The sequence below is a fragment of the Levilactobacillus parabrevis genome (genome assembly GCF_044051715.1).
GTDB classification, from domain to species: domain Bacteria; phylum Bacillota; class Bacilli; order Lactobacillales; family Lactobacillaceae; genus Levilactobacillus; species Levilactobacillus parabrevis.
The window spans coordinates 703,980-720,299 of the sequence record NZ_CP168688.1; the positions used below are offsets into that span (position 1 = coordinate 703,980).

At 50.7% G+C, this 16,320-nt stretch carries 17 protein-coding genes; 10 read left to right on the forward strand and 7 right to left on the reverse strand.

What is annotated here, in order from left to right:
- Window positions 1-66 precede the first annotated feature (66 nt).
- From ACEPSU_RS03420 to ACEPSU_RS03440, 5 genes are all read left to right on the forward strand, one after another.
- Window positions 67-531 (forward strand): VOC family protein, encoded by a 465-nt coding sequence (locus tag ACEPSU_RS03420; protein WP_020089780.1) that lies wholly within the window; start codon window positions 67-69, stop codon window positions 529-531.
- Window positions 532-1,336: 805 nt separating this feature from the next.
- Entirely contained in the window at window positions 1,337-1,942 is a 606-nt protein-coding gene (locus tag ACEPSU_RS03425) for a sugar O-acetyltransferase (RefSeq protein WP_020089778.1), read from the forward strand.
- Window positions 1,943-2,252: 310 nt separating this feature from the next.
- Window positions 2,253-3,866, forward strand: a complete 1,614-nt coding sequence (locus tag ACEPSU_RS03430; protein WP_395323130.1) for a BCCT family transporter — start codon at window positions 2,253-2,255, stop codon at window positions 3,864-3,866.
- A 383-nt stretch (window positions 3,867-4,249) separates the two neighbouring features.
- Window positions 4,250-4,708, forward strand: a complete 459-nt coding sequence (locus tag ACEPSU_RS03435) for a universal stress protein (protein WP_395322827.1) — start codon at window positions 4,250-4,252, stop codon at window positions 4,706-4,708.
- A gap of 98 nt (window positions 4,709-4,806) precedes the next feature.
- Complete coding sequence (locus ACEPSU_RS03440; protein ID WP_395322828.1) at window positions 4,807-5,484, forward strand: beta-phosphoglucomutase family hydrolase; 678 nt, start codon at window positions 4,807-4,809, stop codon at window positions 5,482-5,484.
- Here the strand turns inward: ACEPSU_RS03440 and ACEPSU_RS03445 are convergent.
- Window positions 5,438-5,830: a DUF488 domain-containing protein gene (locus tag ACEPSU_RS03445; RefSeq protein WP_020089774.1), complete on the reverse strand. Its 393-nt coding sequence runs from the start codon at window positions 5,828-5,830 to the stop codon at window positions 5,438-5,440. The genes ACEPSU_RS03440 and ACEPSU_RS03445 overlap by 47 nt on opposite strands.
- A gap of 53 nt (window positions 5,831-5,883) precedes the next feature.
- Between ACEPSU_RS03445 and ACEPSU_RS03450 the strand changes: the two genes are divergently transcribed.
- Window positions 5,884-6,513 (forward strand): DNA-3-methyladenine glycosylase, encoded by a 630-nt coding sequence (locus ACEPSU_RS03450; RefSeq protein WP_395322829.1) that lies wholly within the window; start codon window positions 5,884-5,886, stop codon window positions 6,511-6,513.
- A 109-nt stretch (window positions 6,514-6,622) separates the two neighbouring features.
- Here the strand turns inward: ACEPSU_RS03450 and ACEPSU_RS03455 are convergent, their stop codons facing one another.
- The 3 genes from ACEPSU_RS03455 to ACEPSU_RS03465 all read right to left on the reverse strand — a co-directional run bounded on the left by ACEPSU_RS03455 (window position 6,623) and on the right by ACEPSU_RS03465 (window position 8,756).
- Window positions 6,623-7,342 carry a demethylmenaquinone methyltransferase gene (locus ACEPSU_RS03455; RefSeq protein ID WP_395322830.1) on the reverse strand — a complete coding sequence of 240 codons (720 nt, stop codon included), beginning with the start codon at window positions 7,340-7,342 and terminating at the stop codon, window positions 6,623-6,625.
- A 12-nt stretch (window positions 7,343-7,354) separates the two neighbouring features.
- Window positions 7,355-8,152, reverse strand: coding sequence for a type I methionyl aminopeptidase (gene map, locus ACEPSU_RS03460; RefSeq protein ID WP_020089771.1), 798 nt, complete (start codon window positions 8,150-8,152; stop codon window positions 7,355-7,357).
- Between the two features lie 427 nt (window positions 8,153-8,579).
- Window positions 8,580-8,756 (reverse strand): hypothetical protein, encoded by a 177-nt coding sequence (locus ACEPSU_RS03465; protein WP_020089769.1) that lies wholly within the window; start codon window positions 8,754-8,756, stop codon window positions 8,580-8,582.
- Between the two features lie 203 nt (window positions 8,757-8,959).
- Between ACEPSU_RS03465 and ACEPSU_RS03470 the strand changes: the two genes are divergently transcribed.
- The gene (locus tag ACEPSU_RS03470) at window positions 8,960-10,375 is read left to right on the forward strand and encodes an MFS transporter (protein ID WP_260340139.1); all 1,416 of its coding nucleotides are present in this window, start codon (window positions 8,960-8,962) and stop codon (window positions 10,373-10,375) included.
- Window positions 10,376-10,438: 63 nt separating this feature from the next.
- On the opposite strand, the gene ACEPSU_RS03475 is transcribed toward ACEPSU_RS03470, so the two are convergent.
- The gene (locus ACEPSU_RS03475) at window positions 10,439-10,882 is read right to left on the reverse strand and encodes an ASCH domain-containing protein (protein ID WP_395322832.1); all 444 of its coding nucleotides are present in this window, start codon (window positions 10,880-10,882) and stop codon (window positions 10,439-10,441) included.
- A 282-nt stretch (window positions 10,883-11,164) separates the two neighbouring features.
- Between ACEPSU_RS03475 and ACEPSU_RS03480 the strand changes: the two genes are divergently transcribed.
- Both ACEPSU_RS03480 and ACEPSU_RS03485 read left to right on the forward strand, forming a co-directional pair.
- Entirely contained in the window at window positions 11,165-11,473 is a 309-nt protein-coding gene (locus tag ACEPSU_RS03480; protein WP_395322833.1) for a DMT family transporter, read from the forward strand.
- A gap of 15 nt (window positions 11,474-11,488) precedes the next feature.
- A complete protein-coding gene (locus ACEPSU_RS03485; RefSeq protein WP_020089765.1) occupies window positions 11,489-11,872 on the forward strand; it encodes a multidrug efflux SMR transporter in 384 nt (127 codons plus the stop codon).
- A gap of 80 nt (window positions 11,873-11,952) precedes the next feature.
- On the opposite strand, the gene ACEPSU_RS03490 is transcribed toward ACEPSU_RS03485, so the two are convergent.
- Entirely contained in the window at window positions 11,953-12,774 is an 822-nt protein-coding gene (locus ACEPSU_RS03490) for an SDR family NAD(P)-dependent oxidoreductase (protein ID WP_395322834.1), read from the reverse strand.
- 3 nt (window positions 12,775-12,777) lie between these two features.
- Window positions 12,778-13,647: a quinate/shikimate dehydrogenase gene (locus ACEPSU_RS03495; protein WP_395322835.1), complete on the reverse strand. Its 870-nt coding sequence runs from the start codon at window positions 13,645-13,647 to the stop codon at window positions 12,778-12,780.
- A 546-nt stretch (window positions 13,648-14,193) separates the two neighbouring features.
- Here ACEPSU_RS03495 and ACEPSU_RS03500 point away from each other — a divergent pair.
- Window positions 14,194-15,912 carry a phosphoenolpyruvate carboxykinase (ATP) gene (locus tag ACEPSU_RS03500; protein ID WP_395323540.1) on the forward strand — a complete coding sequence of 573 codons (1,719 nt, stop codon included), beginning with the start codon at window positions 14,194-14,196 and terminating at the stop codon, window positions 15,910-15,912.
- The last annotated feature ends 408 nt before the right edge of the window (window positions 15,913-16,320 follow it).

The following is a 16,320-nucleotide window of genomic DNA, read 5'->3' on the forward strand; positions in this document are numbered from 1 at the left end:
CACCGGACTAGCGGTGACTAGACAGTCGATTTGTTTCTAAACTATGTCATGAATGGGGTACCGACGATGCAAGCAAAGTTAATTCCATATTTGGAATTTGAAAATGCCAAAGAGGCCATAGCGTATTATCAGAGCGTCTTTGGAGCAACCAACGCCTACCGGGTCAGCCCGACTGCCGAGGAAGTTGAACAGTTTGGATTAGCGCCTACCGTTGATTTGGATGAAATGACCATGAGTGGTGGTTTTAAGATTCTAGGTTTGGATATTCAGTGTGCCGACGCCTTGATGGGTCAGCCCACGTCCTCCACGTTGATTTCACTAATGATCGACGTCGATGCGGACGATTCCGCCAGCGTCAAGGAATTGACAGGCTTGTACCAACGACTCCTTAAGTTCGACGTGAAGGTCATCAGTCCTTTCGGTGAACAAAGCTCTGGAGGCAAGATGGGCCAGGTCGTCGATGCATACGGCATTACGTGGATTCTACGTGAACAGACCATGCCAGGAGAAACGGTAGACGACAACGCTTAGGTGTTGTGGTGGGCCAATAAATAAGTAATTTTGTAGGAATGAGTGTTAGTGGCTCATTCTTTTTTTGTGGCCAAATCGAAATTGTTAAGGTTCGTTGAAAATCCACCGACGCTGAACTGAGAACATCCCCAAGAGCTCTATAATTAAGACGTTTCAGGGGAATTTAGGCTTGAAGATTCAGGCCTAACGAGGAGGACTTTTTTGAAGAAGACATTTTCAAACTTATTCACGTGGGTGAACGTATTTTCCAAGTATCCAAAATGGTTCAAAGTTTTTGCATGGGGCACAGGACCAGTTGCCACGTTGGATCTTATCTGTTTTTTGTTGCCACTGTCGTTATCATTCTGGATCGAAGTTTTCTGCACGATATACGTGGTTTTATTCATTTTGACGTTAATTGTTGAGAGTCTAAAAATCTGGATTGGCACGTTGATTAGAGCTAAACACTAGTGAAACCTTTGCTATGAGATATTGTAAAGATCGAGAGAAATTCTAAGCGTGATAAGACATGATAGGCATTTCCTATGGGGGACAACGTACCTAGCCGCAGGAGGTCAGGGATGGGGCCGGCCGTGGCGGCGGTGTTAGACCGGGCGGTATTTCCCGGTTTTACAGCGCGAGACGTGTTTGGAAACTCGCCTGAGCCTGGCGAGGTTTCAAACCGAGGTGAAAGACAGCACCTCAGGCTTTCACCGGTCTTCACAGCAGGTGGAATCCCTGACAGCCGGAGGCGATGTGATGGCCCCCGTTTAGAGAAAACGTCCAGCAAGTGGTATCATGAGAGCCAAGAGGAGTGATTTATGTAATGGCAACAGAACGGGAAAAAATGACGGCGGGGCAGCCTTACAATCAGTTTGATCCAGAACTGATCGACCGGCGAGTCGCCGCACGAAAGCAACTGCGGGCCGTTAACCAATTGGACGACAACGCTGAACGAAACGATGGTTACCGGAAGTTGATCGCGGATAGTGGGGATGACTTCTTCATTGAAGCCGGACTCGAATACGATTACGGCTGGAACATCCACATCGGCGACCACTTCTATGGTAATTACAATATGACCCTGCTGGATACCTGTCCCATCACCATTGGCGAGCATTGCTACTTTGGCCCCAACGTTGGGCTCTATACGCCAGTTCACCCACTGAATGCGATGGCGCGGGTCAACGATGTTGAAATGGGCGCGCCCATCACCATCGGCGATAACGCCTGGTTTGGTGGCAATGTGACGATTCTACCTGGTGTCACACTAGGGAATAACGTCGTTGTTGGTGCCGGTGCCGTAGTCACGAAGTCCTTTGGGGATGACGTGGTCTTAGTTGGTAATCCAGCCCACGTCATCAAGGAAATTGATAACGGTCCCACTGGAAATGCCGCGGCTAAGGCACAGTGGCCAGAAAAGCTTGACTAAGACAAAGGGTTAAGCTATCGCCTAAATTCTAATCAAATTCTTAGAATGCAGTAGGCATTGGCTATGTAAACGCTTTAATTTCCGCAGAAAAAACTTATTCTTAAGCAAGATTTTACTAATCCTAGTGTCCGCGTATAATAGACTTTGGATATTGATTCAAAGAGATTTGCGTAGGCAATTTGTATTCAACCGTAATGGCGCTGTACAGGTGGCTCGTGTAACGACCCTGTTTAGCGCTTTTTTCGTACAATCTCTTCTGAACATGACCGCTGGGAGTTCGCTCCCAGGAAACAAATGAGGAGGATTATTTATTTTAGCGCGTAAAAATATTGATAAGTTAGTATTCGTACCAACCATCGTTTTATTTATTCTCGCGTCATTGCTATTTATCTTAGGTGGTAACCAATTACAAACCACTCTGAGTTCTCTATTGAACTGGATTGATACTCGCATGTCATGGGCTTATATGATGGTGTACGTGATCAACTTCTTATTTTTTATGTATTTAGCATTTGGTAAGTTTGGTAAAATTAAGTTGGGTGATGCCAATGACAAACCCCATTACAGTAATTTTCAGTGGGGGTCAATGGTCTTCGCCACGGCGATCGATGCCAGCATTTTGATGCTGTCTATCGTTGATCCACTGCGGTACCTGCAACACCCAGCCTTCGGGTTTAAGCCATTCTCAAGTAACGCCTACAGCGCTGCCCACATGATGGGACAGTTCAACTGGGGCCCAATGGCTTGGATGATGTTTGCACCAGCAACGATTGCGATTGCTTACGTCTTGTATGTGAAGCACGCCAAGGTTCAACGGGTCAGTGCCGCTATCACCAGTCTTCAAGGTGACAGTACGGGGAAAGTTATTGCCCGACACGTCGTCGATTTCTTAGTTGTCTTTGGGATTATGGGCGGGATCGGTTCATCCGTCGGGATGGAAATTCCGATTATTTCCAAAGTTCTCAGCCGGTTGACTGGGGTTCAAGATAACCTCATGCTTAAAATTGAACTCTTTATCATTTTGTTTATTCTGTTTGCGGTTACCGTTTTCCATGGGTTAAACGGGGGAATCAACCGCTTGAGTTCCGCCCACATTTGGACGGCGCTGGGTCTGTTAGCTATTATTTTAATTATTGGACCCACTGTTTATATTTTAAATTCTGAAACCAACAGTATTGGGTTAATGGCCCAAAAGTTTATCTCAATGTCAACGAACACCATGCCTAACGGTGGGGATAGTACCGCTCAGCAGGAAACCATTTTCTACTGGGGCTGGTGGTTATCCTACATGCCCGTCATGGGTCTGTTCATTGCCCGGATCTCCAAAGGCCGGACGATTCGTCAGGTCTTAGTTGGGATGTTAACTTACGGTGCCTTAGGGTGCATGAGTTTTTATGCTATCTTCGGGGGTTACTCCCTGTGGCTCCAACAAACTGGTGCCGTCAACTTGGTCCACATTTTAAATACGCAAGGTCAAGCTGCCGTGGTTGCCACGGTTATTGCAACGTTGCCATTTAAGATGATTATCTTGGCACTGTATTGTATCTCTTGCTTCATCTTCTTGGCTACGACGATCTCATCGTCAGCCTTCATCGTGTCATCCTTCACCAGTCTTCACTTGGATGACGGTGAAGAACCAAGTCGTTGGAACCGGATGATCTGGGTCATCGTCTTCATCATCTTCTCCTTCGGGATCGTGATGGTCGGTGGGTTCAAGACCGTTCAAACGGTATCGACGATTGCTGGTTTCCCACTGATGTTTGTCTGCATCTTGTTGTTGCATTCAATCTGGCACATGTTGGCAGCCAAGCCAAAGCCAGCACCAGTGGTGGTTCCACAACCAGTCGTTGTACGGCGGATTACCGTCGAATTACCACGAGCGGTGCGGGGCCCGATGATTTTGTCGCCGGACCATGCAAGGTAAGAGTGTGGAGCCAGCCGATTAGACTCTGAGCATTAACGTGGGTAAGTGCCCACTCGGTGGAACCGAGTCGGTGCTTAGCTGGGTTAAGCGCAGGGACCTGCCCGAAGGAACACGTTTCGGAGGCCGCTGGTTTTACTAGAGAGAATTCAACGGCACCAAACAACTATAAAATCAAACACGAAACGCCTTCTAAAATTCAGAGGGCGTTTTTTCGTGGCTATTAGGTCTAGAATGTCTTTAGAAAATTTTCATGGGGCAAGGTTATCTCAGCGTACTAGTGGAAAGAGTTACTTCTAAATTCAGTGGCTAGAGAGTAACGTGTACCGCACTCACCAGGTATGATACAATAAGGCCGTGTCACCATTGATTGCAGGAGGGTTTTTATGGCAGACGAAAGTAATAATCCACTATTTTTCCGGCGAATTTTAATCACGATCGACGAGGACGACCGGCCCTCGACCAGCCGCGCATTCCGATTCGCGATGACGATGGCGCGTGATTACCAAGCACATCTGGGCATTGCCTCTGTGCTGGAAAGCAATGACATCAGCATCTATGAGTCACTGATGCCGGACAAGCTTAACGCAAAACGCGATGAGCTAAAAGCCATCGTCAAGGAGTACGCCGACAAAGCAACTGCGTTTGGTGTAAATGACGTGCGGTCCATCGTGGCTGAAGGGGGCGATGTCGATGATGTCGTGCTCCAAAAAGTCATTCCGGAATTCGAACCGGACTTGGTTGTTTGTGGCGCGGACGTTGATTTCGCTAGTCATGGCCATCCCGGTGCTATCGGGTTGCGGCTCGCTAAGAAGTCGGATGTTTCAGTTATCGTAATTCGCTAAATTAACAATGGTTCACCGCATAGTTTAAAGCGGTGAACCATTTTGTTTTGGTGTATAATAGTCGTAAAATTGAAACGCTTTCACGAGGGGGAGTTCTCATGCAAACACGACAATTACGCGGCTTTCTGTTTGATTTACACGGGGTGTTGGCCGATTCCTGGCAATACCATTTGGCGTCTTGGCAAACGATTGCGCAGGAATTACACATTCCGTGGACCGACCAGCTCGCGGCGATCTTACCGGGAATGAGCCGGGAAGATTCACTGACGGCCATATTGGCTTCTGTGGGCCGTCAGAGCGAGTTTACATCCAATCAGCGACTACGGCTCACAAATCGCGAAAATGACCTGTATCGGCAGTATGTGGCGGCTCTGACGCCGGCTAACTGTCTCCCCGGTGTCACGGCGTTCCTAGATGAACTCGTGGCGGCAGAATATCCGATGGCCTTGGCATCCGCTTCAGCCAACGCCCCAGCGGAGATTGCGCACTTGGGGTTGACCAAGTACTTTCCGCGGATCGTACCGGCAGAAAGCCTCAGGGCCAGCAAGCCAGCACCGGACGTTTATTTAGCAGCTGCCGCATTGATCCATCAGCATCCGGAGGACTGTGTAGCCTTTGAGGATACCGTGACCGGCGTGCGGTCGGCCAAGGCGGCTGGGTGTTTCACGGTAGGCATCAACGTTAAAAATCTCCCGCAAGCCGATGCCATGCTTGCTAGTACCCGAGAACTTAGTCTGTCAGCCGTTCAGCAGGCACTCGGCCAGCTAAGCGTTTGAGCAAAAATTCCTTCAAAATAATCGCTTGGTTGTGTTCTTCATCCTTGGCGCCGTATAATAGAATGACATCTTGGTCGTTGAGTTGTTCAGCGACCAGGTCCAAGAAGGCGGGTAACGCTTCGTTAGCTTCGAGTTCAGTGACGTAGCGTTTTTTGAATTCTGGGAACTTTTCGGGTTCGTGGTTAAACCACTTCCGCAGGTCGGTCGTGGGGCCCATTTCCTTTTCCCAGGACGCCAGTTGCGCGTTGACCTTGGAAATTCCTCGTGGCCACAGACGGTCGACGAGAACCCGGTAACCCTTGAGGTCAGCGGGCTTTGTATAGATTCGTTCACATTTAATTGCCATCACGTATCATCTCCATGGCTCCATTCTAACATAGTAAATTGGAGGAGAAGTTAATGTCAGATTCCTTATCAGAATTCTTTACTGGGCGCTCCACGTCACAGATTGCGCAGGAGTTGCTGGGTCACGAGTTGGTCTACGATAGCCCAGCTGGAAAAATGAGTGGCTGGATCGTTGAGGCTGAAGCCTACTTAGGTGAACAGGACACGGCGGCACACGCATTCAATGGCCGCTATACGGCTGCCAACGCCGCGTTGTACGATGCCCCGGGGACAATTTACATTTATATTCTGCGGGGCTACTACATGTTTGACGTTGCTACGCAGGCCGAGGGCACGCCTCAAGGAATCTTGATTCGCGGGATTGAACCACACGAGGGTTTAGACCTGATGCAGCAGAATCGAGACAAGCCGGTGCCAGACGTGACGAACGGTCCCGGAAAACTGATGGCGGCGTTAGGTATTCAGTCTAAGGATCTGAACCGAACGATGCTGGGTGCCCAGAATCTGACGATTACTCCTGAAGTGACACGACGGCCGAAAGAAGTTGCTGCCACATCGCGGGTCGGCGTTTCCGCTGGAAGTTGGCAGGATCGTCCCCTGCGTTTCACGGTAGCGGGCAATCCCTTTGTGTCCGGGAGCCGCAAGCGCGACTGGGATCGTGAGAATCATGGCTGGCAAAACTAGAAAGACAACTTAAAAATTTAAGAAAAAATCCCCTTGAGTCGGCTGGCAAAAAGTCATGAAGCTCAAGGGGATTTGTTTTGTTTTAGAGTAGAAATGAATTGCGGTATGTTTAATAAGGCTTATACCCAAAGTGCACGGCCGCCGCGCCCAAATTGAACGCGGTATAGCTCACGCGGGTCAGGCCAGCCGCCGTAAACATGGCGGCGAGTTGGTCGACCGATACGAAGTCGTGGGTCGAGCGCTGGAGGTAGTTATAGGCCTGATAGTGGTGCGCCACCACACTGCCCATCAGAGGCACCAGGTGGCCGAAGTAGACCTGCCAACCGGCGTGAATCACCGGATTCGTCGGTTGCGACGTTTCCAGACAGACCACCTGACCGCCGGGCTTGACCACGCGGGCCATTTCCCTTAAGACCTGATTGGCATCCGGCACGTTCCGTAGGCCAAAACCAATCGTGACCACGTTGAAACTATTGTCAGGGTAGGGTAGGTGCATGGCATCCCCCTGCCGCAACGTGATCCGATCGTTTAGCTTAGCGGTACGAACCTTCGCCGTGGCCTCTTGTAACATGACCGGGCTGAAGTCCAACCCAACTACGCGACCAGCAGGGCCGACCGCATGGGCCAAAGCCAACGTCCAATCGCCAGTCCCACAACACAGGTCCAACGCAAAGTCACCAGCGCGGACGGCCATCATGGTCATGACGCGTTTGCGCCAGACACGGTGGGTCCCCAGACTGATGACACTATTCATCTGATCGTATTGCGGGGCAATTTTATCAAAAATAGCTTGAACGGATTGCTCCGGCGTGTGGTTGGTCAGTGCCATGGGCGGTCTCCTTTACTTGAGTCGGTACTTTTCGTCGATAGCGTCATCTTGAGACGTTAGGATCTTAGGACCATCATCAGTGATGACCAAGGTGTGTTCGTATTGGGCGGACAGGGAACCGTCAGCTGTAACGTAGTATTCCCAAGACTTATCGTCCGTTTCGCGGGAAGCAATTTCCCAGGTCCCCAAGTTGATCATGGGTTCGATGGTAATCGTCATGCCGGCGCGTAACCGCAGACCCTTGCCAGCTTCACCATAGTTAGGCACGTTAGGTTGTTCGTGCATGGTTGGTTGAATCCCGTGGCCAATCAGCTCACGGACATCGCCCATGTGTTCTTCACCTTCCGTGTAGGCTTGGATGGCGTGACCAATGTCACCGATCCGGTTACCGACAACGGCTTGGTCGATCCCTAAGTAGAGGGACTTCTTAGTGACGTCCATCAGGTGTTGTGCTTCTGGACTGATCTTACCAACGGCGTACGTCCAGCAAGAGTCACTTTCGAAGCCGTCCAAGTTAACGGTCATGTCGACCGCCACGATGTCGCCTTCCTTTAACAGTAAGTCCTTGCGGGGAATGGCGTGGGCCACTTCGTCGTTGACGCTGACACAGGTAGCGTACTTGTAACCTTCAAAGCCCTTTTCGGAAGGGGTGGCACCGTGTTCCGCGATATATTTGTTGGCAAACCGTTCGATTTCCCAACTTGAAATTCCTGGCTTGATGATGTCGCGCAGACCTTTATGAACACCTGCAAGTACGGCACCGGATTCGGCCATCTTTTTAATTTCACGATCTGATTTAATGGTTATCAACGTGTTACCTCCTCAAAATTTCGTTTGCGACTGGCCAATTGTGGGCAATCCCAAACGTTTCCATACATTACTAATCTACACCTAAATTGAGATTTAGGCGAACCGACCACTTGAAAAATCTGGACCGGTCAGTGGGATGACTTCCTCTTGAAAAAATGGCTTTTGATAAAGCCAACGGTTGCCAAGGCGAGGACAACCAATAGTGTTGTCTTGAAGTCCGTAACGAACCTGAAGATCAAAAAAGCAAACAGGCTAACAATGACTAGTAAAGTCAAACTTTCAACAATGATCCGCGTCTTCATCAGGCGTTCCTCCCCAGGTGACAAGCCCGTTAAAATGACGTTCTCGGCACAAACGAGTCTGGGAATTTATCCCAAACTCGCTGTGAGGCGGTGCTGTCTTTTATTTAACGGAGATTGTCGCGTTACTATTCGGCTTTTAGCCGGTCGATGGTGCCGTTGTCAATCTGTTCCAGAATTCGTTTTGCTTCGGTGATGCGGGCATCGCACAAGAAGTTCATTGCATTGTCTTTTTCCTCTTTAGCCCGGTTCATTTGTTCCGTTAAGAAATTAATCTCGTCGTGTAAGTATGCCACTAAGTCCATATTTTACCCTCATTCCTTGCGTAGTCCGCGACGGCTGAGTTACCTCAACCTCAATTAGTTTCATTGTACCAAAGATTAGGGGATAAGTAACTTTATTGGGTAGTGGTCGCCGGGACGCCTGAGTTTACAGGTCATCGGAAAAGGACTAGGATAATAACCAGTTGATAATGCTTCTAAAGTAGGCGTAGGAGAGGAAGAATTCTATGGAACAACCGATTGATTTACAGGGGAAACGCTACAATCACTTAGCGTTTATCTGGACGTTATTGGCTGGGACGTTTACCATGTCCATCAGCCAGTCATCGCTGTCGACGGCGTACCCGACGTTGATGCGTTACTTCGGGGTACAAGCCTCGACCGTACAGTGGCTGACGACTGGTTTCATGCTGGTGATGGTGGTCATGATGCCCGTGAGTCCCTGGCTCTTAAATAACATCCGCTTCCCAGTCTTATTCGTGAGTGTCTTAGCGTTATTCGACATTGGGACGTTTATTATCTACTTAGCACCGAGCTTCGGGCTGATGATGTTGGGGCGGGTGATGGAGGCCATGGCGGTCGGCATCATGTTCCCATCGTATCAGACCGTGATGTTGCGGATCACGCCGGAGAAACAGCGGGGTGGCGTCATGGGAATGGCCGGCCTGGTCATGGGGTCGGCGTTAGCGGTCGGTCCGATTATCTCCGGAATCGTGTTGCGTTACACGACCTGGCAGGGGCTGTTCGTGGTCTTCATGGTCATTATCACCATCGTCTTTCTGGTGGCGTTGAAGACCATCAAGGATGTGATGCCACAACACGAGTCACACCTGGACTACTGGTCCGTGATCAGCAGTGTTGGTTTCATTGGTATCCTGTACGTGGTCAACCAAATTGGTAAGGCTGGCGTCAACTGGGGCCTGATGGGCGGTTTATTGGTTGTGAGTCTGCTCGCCGTGGCATTCTTCGTGTGGCGGCAATTTCAGACGACAGAACCCTTGCTGGACCTGCGTGTGTTGAAGACGTTTAATTTCGACTTGGCGGTCCTGTTGACCGGGACGTCGTACATTGCCTTGATCGTCGTCACAATCGTCTTTCCGTTATATTATCAGGAAGTGTTGGGCATTTCACCATTTGCGTCCGGGATGGCACTGGTACCCGGGGCAGTCGTGTTGAGCCTGTTGAATCCATTGACCGGGAAATTGGCCGATCACATTGGGTTCAAGGCGACCATGTTGACGGGGATGTCGATGATTGTGCTCGGTTGGCTGTGGCTGGCAGTTGTTACGCGTCAACAGTCCTTGGTGGCCATGATTCTGATTGCGGCCTTGATTGAAGGCGGCAATGCCTTTGTCATGATGCCCGCGGTAACGTTGGGCGCCAATTCGTTGCCTGACCAGTTGATCTCACACGGAACGGCGGTTATTACGACCGTTCGTCAGATCCTTGGGTCGACCGGGGTTGCCGTGGCCACACTGATTTTGGCCATGGTGACTGCGAGTCACGTCAAGGTCACGACGCACGCGGCGGCCACATTGGCGGGTTATCACGCCGTCTTCGTGACGTTCTGCGTGGTCGCGGTCGTTGGCTGGATCTTTGCGGCGATGTTGCGGGATGGTCGGAAGCGTCAGAGTGTTAAATAAATGAGATATAAAAGCTGCATCAAATCGGTCATCACGGCTGGTTCGGTGCAGCTTTTTTCAGTGTCAATCCACGCGTTCAAAGACTTCGCAGAAACACGGAATCTGCTCGTTAAAGGTGCGACCCATCTCGTGGTAGGCAGCGGTGAAGAAGGCGCGGTGTTCCCGGCGCCATGTGGTCAGTGTGCGGTCGTCTTCGCCTTCGTGGTAGGCGTGTTCCTGGGTGACTTGGTCAAAGGGGACGACCTCGGTGACCTTGGTCTGCGTGATACAGACGGGTTGATCATGGGCGTCTAAAATGACGTTGTACTCGCCCACAAAGGGGAGGGGTTCGTCAACTTCATAGAGGTCGAGCGCTGAGGTTGTGGCGGTCTTCTGGCCAATTTTGACCAGGTGCGCCAGGAGGTCAGCGGATTCGTCGGTTGCGCCAAAGGCATAGGTATCGTGGTGCGTCGTGGTAATTTCGGGGTGAGCAGCTTTGAAGTGTTGCCAAAAAGTTTCAACGTCCATGGGAAGCCTCCTAAATAAGTATTGGGATTACTGTACGCCATCTGGCTCAGTTAGTCTAGGCAGCCTTGGTTAATGATGACGGCAAAATGGTGGATGGCCTAGCCGAATCTTAAAGTGGCCATCTTTGAAGTTAAGTTGACGGCGCGGTGCTTCGCTAAATGGCTAGAGACCGCTATCTTTTTGTCACAAAACTGTAATCAGCCAGGCGTATCTTTTGATTGCCTTTTGACAAATGTTTCTTTAGAATAGGAGCACAGCGAAAATTTTAGCGAGGTGATAGATATGGCATACGTATTATTGTTCGGTGGTATTTTTATGGAAGTTGTTGGGAGCTTTTTCTTGAAGCAAGCAAACGGGTTTCGAAATTTAATACCCTCGATCATGGTGTTAGTGGGGTACTTTAGTTCATTGATTTTGGTGACACTCGCCATGCAAAAGCTCCCGTTAGGAGTGACGTATGCCATGTGGGCAGGTCTCGGCACGGTGGCAACGGTTGTTTTGGCCGTTGTGGTGTACCGGGAACGGCTCAGTCTCAGCCGAATCAGTGGCTTATTGGCCATTGTTGTTGGCGTGATTCTATTAAATAGCTAAAAGGGGGTCTGCACGATGCGGGCATGGTTACAGTTGGTATTCGCAATCGGTGTCGAAATTGTCGGGACAAGCTTGTTGAAATTCTCAGATGGGTTTACTCATCGGTGGATTGGGATTGCGGGGATGTTCCTCTACGGACTAGCAATCTTTAGTTTCTCGTTAGCCTTACGGCAGCTCCCCCTAAGCGTGGGCTATGCGGTCTGGGCCGGCGTCGGCACGGCCATTACTGGCCTGATCGGCGTCTGGACCTTTGGTGAAATCTTGACCGGATTTAAAGTCGTGGGGTTTGTGGCTATTATCATTGGCGTGATTTTATTAAATCAACCCGTCAAGGCGAGCAGTCCGCGGCCAGTTAGTCCGTGGGTCCAACACTTACGTTCACGTACCTCGAGTCATTAATCAATCAAATTAAAGCAGAGAAAGCACCGTTTCGTCACCAATTTGTGGGGATGAAGCGGTGCTTTTAGCCTGGCTAAATATTAGTGGGTTTCCGCAATGCCGCGTCGGCCACCGGGCTTTGGAATCTGATTCTGCATCATGACGCTGAAGCCGCCGTCGATGGCAAGGCCGGCAGCGTTGATGTAGCTGGAACGGTCGCTAGCCAGGAACAGGATGGCGTTGGCGATATCGTCGGTCGTCCCGATCCGCTTGCTAGCAGTCAATTCTTTCCGGCCATTTTCGACTTTCGGGTCCGCGTAGAAGGCCGCAGACATCGGCGTCTTGACCAGGCAGGGTTCCAAAACATTGCTCCGAATGCCAAACATGCCCCATTCGGCCGCGACCTGTTTGGACAACATGTTTACGCCGGCTTTACTGGTGCTGTACGCGCCGCTGTAAGTTTCGGGGATGTCACTGGCGACCGTTGAGATGTGCACGAAGGTCCCGTGCCGTTGCTTGATCATCAGCTTGCCAAATTCGTGGGTAACCAGGTAGTAACCATTTAGGTTCACATCGAGGACCTGTTTCCAGGTCGCGTAGTCGAGATCCTCCAGCGGGTCAAACTTTAAAATCCCAGCCGTATTGATGACCACATCGACGCGACCAAACTTAGCTTGGACCTGCTGGACCGCTGCCTTGACACTGGATTCATCCGTGACGTTGGCGGCTACGGCGAGCGTTTCCGTTCCATGATCGGCGGCGAGTTTCGTTGCAAAGGCGGTCACAGCGTCCCGTTTCATATCCAAGGCCACTACTTTAGCGCCTTGGTCGGCGAGGGCTTCGCAAATTTTAGTCCCCATTCCGCCGATGGCCCCCGTAACGACACAAACTTTATCCGTTAAATTTAACCATTTATCTGACATCATCTAATCCTCCTTAAAAATTTCGTGACGGACAGCGGCGACTGGCATCTCGTGACCAGTCCAGAGCTTAAATGTCGCCACTCCTTGATTCAACAGCATACCTTGACCATTGATAACGTGTGCGACTTGGGCCTGTTTGGCGACCCGCATCAGCTTGGTCTCAGCCGGCGCATAGACGGTATCGAAGACCGTCATGTCAGGGTGAAACCAGGTAGGGTCATCGACCAGCGTCTTGTCGACCAACTTGCCCATTCCCAAGCCGGTGGCGTCGGTGTACAGGTTGCTGGCGGCAATGGCTTGACGGAACTGCTCACGGTCCTCCAGAGGATAGAAGGTGGCGTGACAGTCGGTCTGGTCGTTGATGACCTGAACCACGCGTTTGGCGTTGGTGACGGATGAATCATTGATGTTAAAGACGTTCAGCGTCTTCAATCCGGACAGGGCCGACTGAATCGCAATCGGGGTGCCGGCACCACCGACACCCGCCAAGGTCATGGTCTGACCGGCAAGTGCAACGCCGTTATCCTTCAGAGCGTTGACGAAGCCGATCCCATCGGTCGTGTACCCGGTCAGCACGCCGTCGTGATTAACCACCGTGTTGACCGCACCGATCATCTTGGCGGCGTCATCAAGGTGATCGAGCAGGGGAATCACCTGCTGTTTAAAGGGCATCGAGACGCTGACTCCGGGCATCTTAAAGGTCCGAACAGCGGCAATGGCTTGAGGGAGGTCCTCTGGCTCAACGTCGAGGGCTAAGAACCGGTCATTCATGTGTTCGTGTTCAAAGGCAAAGTTGTACATTGCTGGCGACTGGGAGTGTCCAGCCGGATGGGCAATTAGGGCGATTAACTTGGTGTGACCATCAATTTCCATAGTTCAAGCTTCCTTTCAAAATCATTCAGTTGGCACTGAGCTTGATTGGCGCCTCCGGGGCGGTGAAAATGGGCCGTGGCGCTGAGGGCGGACGCCTAAAGCCAAGGAGCGGTCTTTAGGCTTGGTGACAAGCCGCTGGGAAACGCGTCTTGCCACCACCAATTTTCTAAGTGGCCTAGCCCTTGCCACTAAGAGAATTCCCAAGGCTGAGCTTATTTGCGCCGCCCTCACGGCTGACATAGTGTTAGTTCACAACTGATTTGCGTATCTTTTACGTTGCCAAATTGGTGGAATTCGCGAGTTTATGTAAGGCGTGTATTGCCATTTTAGTGTGGTCAGATTTAACTGCTTTTGGTTCCCACATCGTGTCCAGTGACGGATAGGTAGTTGCATAAATCGGCACCAATCAAACAATGGCAGCGCTTTATACCTTTTATGGTAAGACAGACATGAAGCGAATGCACTTAATGTCTTGTAAAGTTGCTTCCCTCCGTCCAACTTTTAGGCTAAACTGATGGTTAAGACATTTATGAAAGGGGCTTCACCATGCAGACACCAGCATCAATTGATTTGGCTTCATTTTATGCAAATCCCGACCGCAATGTGGCGGTCTTGGACTACAACACGCGTTTCATTACCAGCATTTTTGACCTCGTTAACAGTGACGAACTGGCCGATTTTGTGCGCTTGTTCCTCGATGAACAGCGCGAACACACACCCGAAGTTGCTGATCCAAGCACCACGTTTAATCTGGTTACGCCACAGGTTTATCTCGCAACGATCAAGGCGATTCTGACCGATCAGCCGGACGCTTTCGCACAGTACCAAAAGTCAGAAATTCTGGCCAGCATCGAAGACCTCTATTCGTATTACCGGACGTACTTGCGGGTCGCAACGATGACCATCAAGCAAAATGACGTGGTCGCCAGTGAATTTATGACCATCGACCAACGTTTCAATGATCTGGTAATTCGCTTGTACCGGACCATCGAAGAAAAGCTCCAGGGGCATGCCAACCACGTTTATCGTCAAGTGAGCGCGGGTTCTAGCGCCTGCATGTTGTTGCAACAACTCAAGTGGCCGATGCCCGCGGGTTACGAAAAGTTGCAGGACATTCGCTTCATTGACCGCTTAATGTTGCGGCCGCCGATGATGCTACACACCAAGAGTAACAAGCGTAAAGGGACGTTCACGGCGACCAAGGTCAATCCGTTGACGAACTTCAAGGGGACGGAAGACGATTACTACTGTTACCCTGCCATGATTGGTGAGAGTTTGGCTTACATCTACTTCCACCGTGACTACATGGCGTCAGGTTTGGCGTTGGCGAACTTGTTCCAGCTTGCCGACGTGAAGCGGGTTGCCGGTCACAAGCCAGACCTGGTTCTGTTATTTGGGACGCCGGGAGTTGCGAGCGATACTGATCCTGAAAATGGCCACTACTTCTACGACCAAGCCAATGATATTTACGTGGGTCAGGTGCCTTACAACGACCAGACCACGTACTTTGGCTACATGAAGAAGATGTGCCTGACACTGCATAATCTGCACATGATTGCGCAGAAACGCCTGCCGATTCACGGGTCAATGATGCGGATTACCTTTGCCAACGGGCAGACCAAGACCGTTGTCTTCTTTGGCGATTCCGGTGCCGGCAAATCCGAGTCCATCGAGGCCTTGCAACAGATTGCCGATGACAAGATTGTCAGCATGGAGACCATCTTCGATGACATGGGGAGTTTCACACTGAAGGGCAAGGAACTCTACGCCCAGGGGACCGAAACCGGGGCGTTTGTCCGGCTCGATGACCTGAGCAGTGAAGTGGCCTTCAACAACATGGACCGTGGGATCTATATGAACCCTGAGCAGAAGAACGCCCGGGTGATTATTCCAGCGAATACCTGGCCACGCGTGGTGGCGCATCACCACATTGACATGTGGGTTTACGCCAACAACTACGACGATGCTGTAGGTGTTCACCGCTTTACCGACCAAGAGACGGCTAAGGCAACCTTCATCGCCGGCAAACGAAAGGCATTGGGCACCACTGATGAAGTGGGGATGAGCACGACGTTCTTCGCCAACCCATTCGGGCCAGTGCAGGAACAGGCGGCTACGCAACCAATTATCGATGCCGTCTTCGATCGGCTGTTCACGGACAACGTCTATGTGGGTGAAATCTACACCCATCTGGGCAACGACAAGTCGCAGGACAAGCTCAACGAGTCGGCCCGACAATTGTTGGACGAACTGTTGAAATTGTAGTTAAAGAGTGTGGAAGCAGGCGGTTAGTTAGACCGTTTGCTGTAACACGTTTCGGCTATAGTTAGTTTGGCATGTCACCATCACCTGCGGCTGCCAGAATTCCGCCTGCTGTGGGGGACCGGTCCAAGTCTGAGAAGCGGTCTTGGACCTCGACTTGAAGCCGTCAAAATTCGGACGTCTCCAAGCTCGTCCCATGACCTAAACTGACAAAAATCGTCAGCTAAGGCCATCGTCACGGCTGGCTACATTCTGGCCGCCTCCGGCTAAACACTGTCGGCAAATGGACTATAGCTCGAGGGTTGGGAGTGCAGCGGGGTATAGTCATACCGTAGTTTCAGAATTAGCCCTACACTTACTACTAATGTAAAAATTACAGAAACAGTCTCATGTTTTGGTGAAATAATTTTA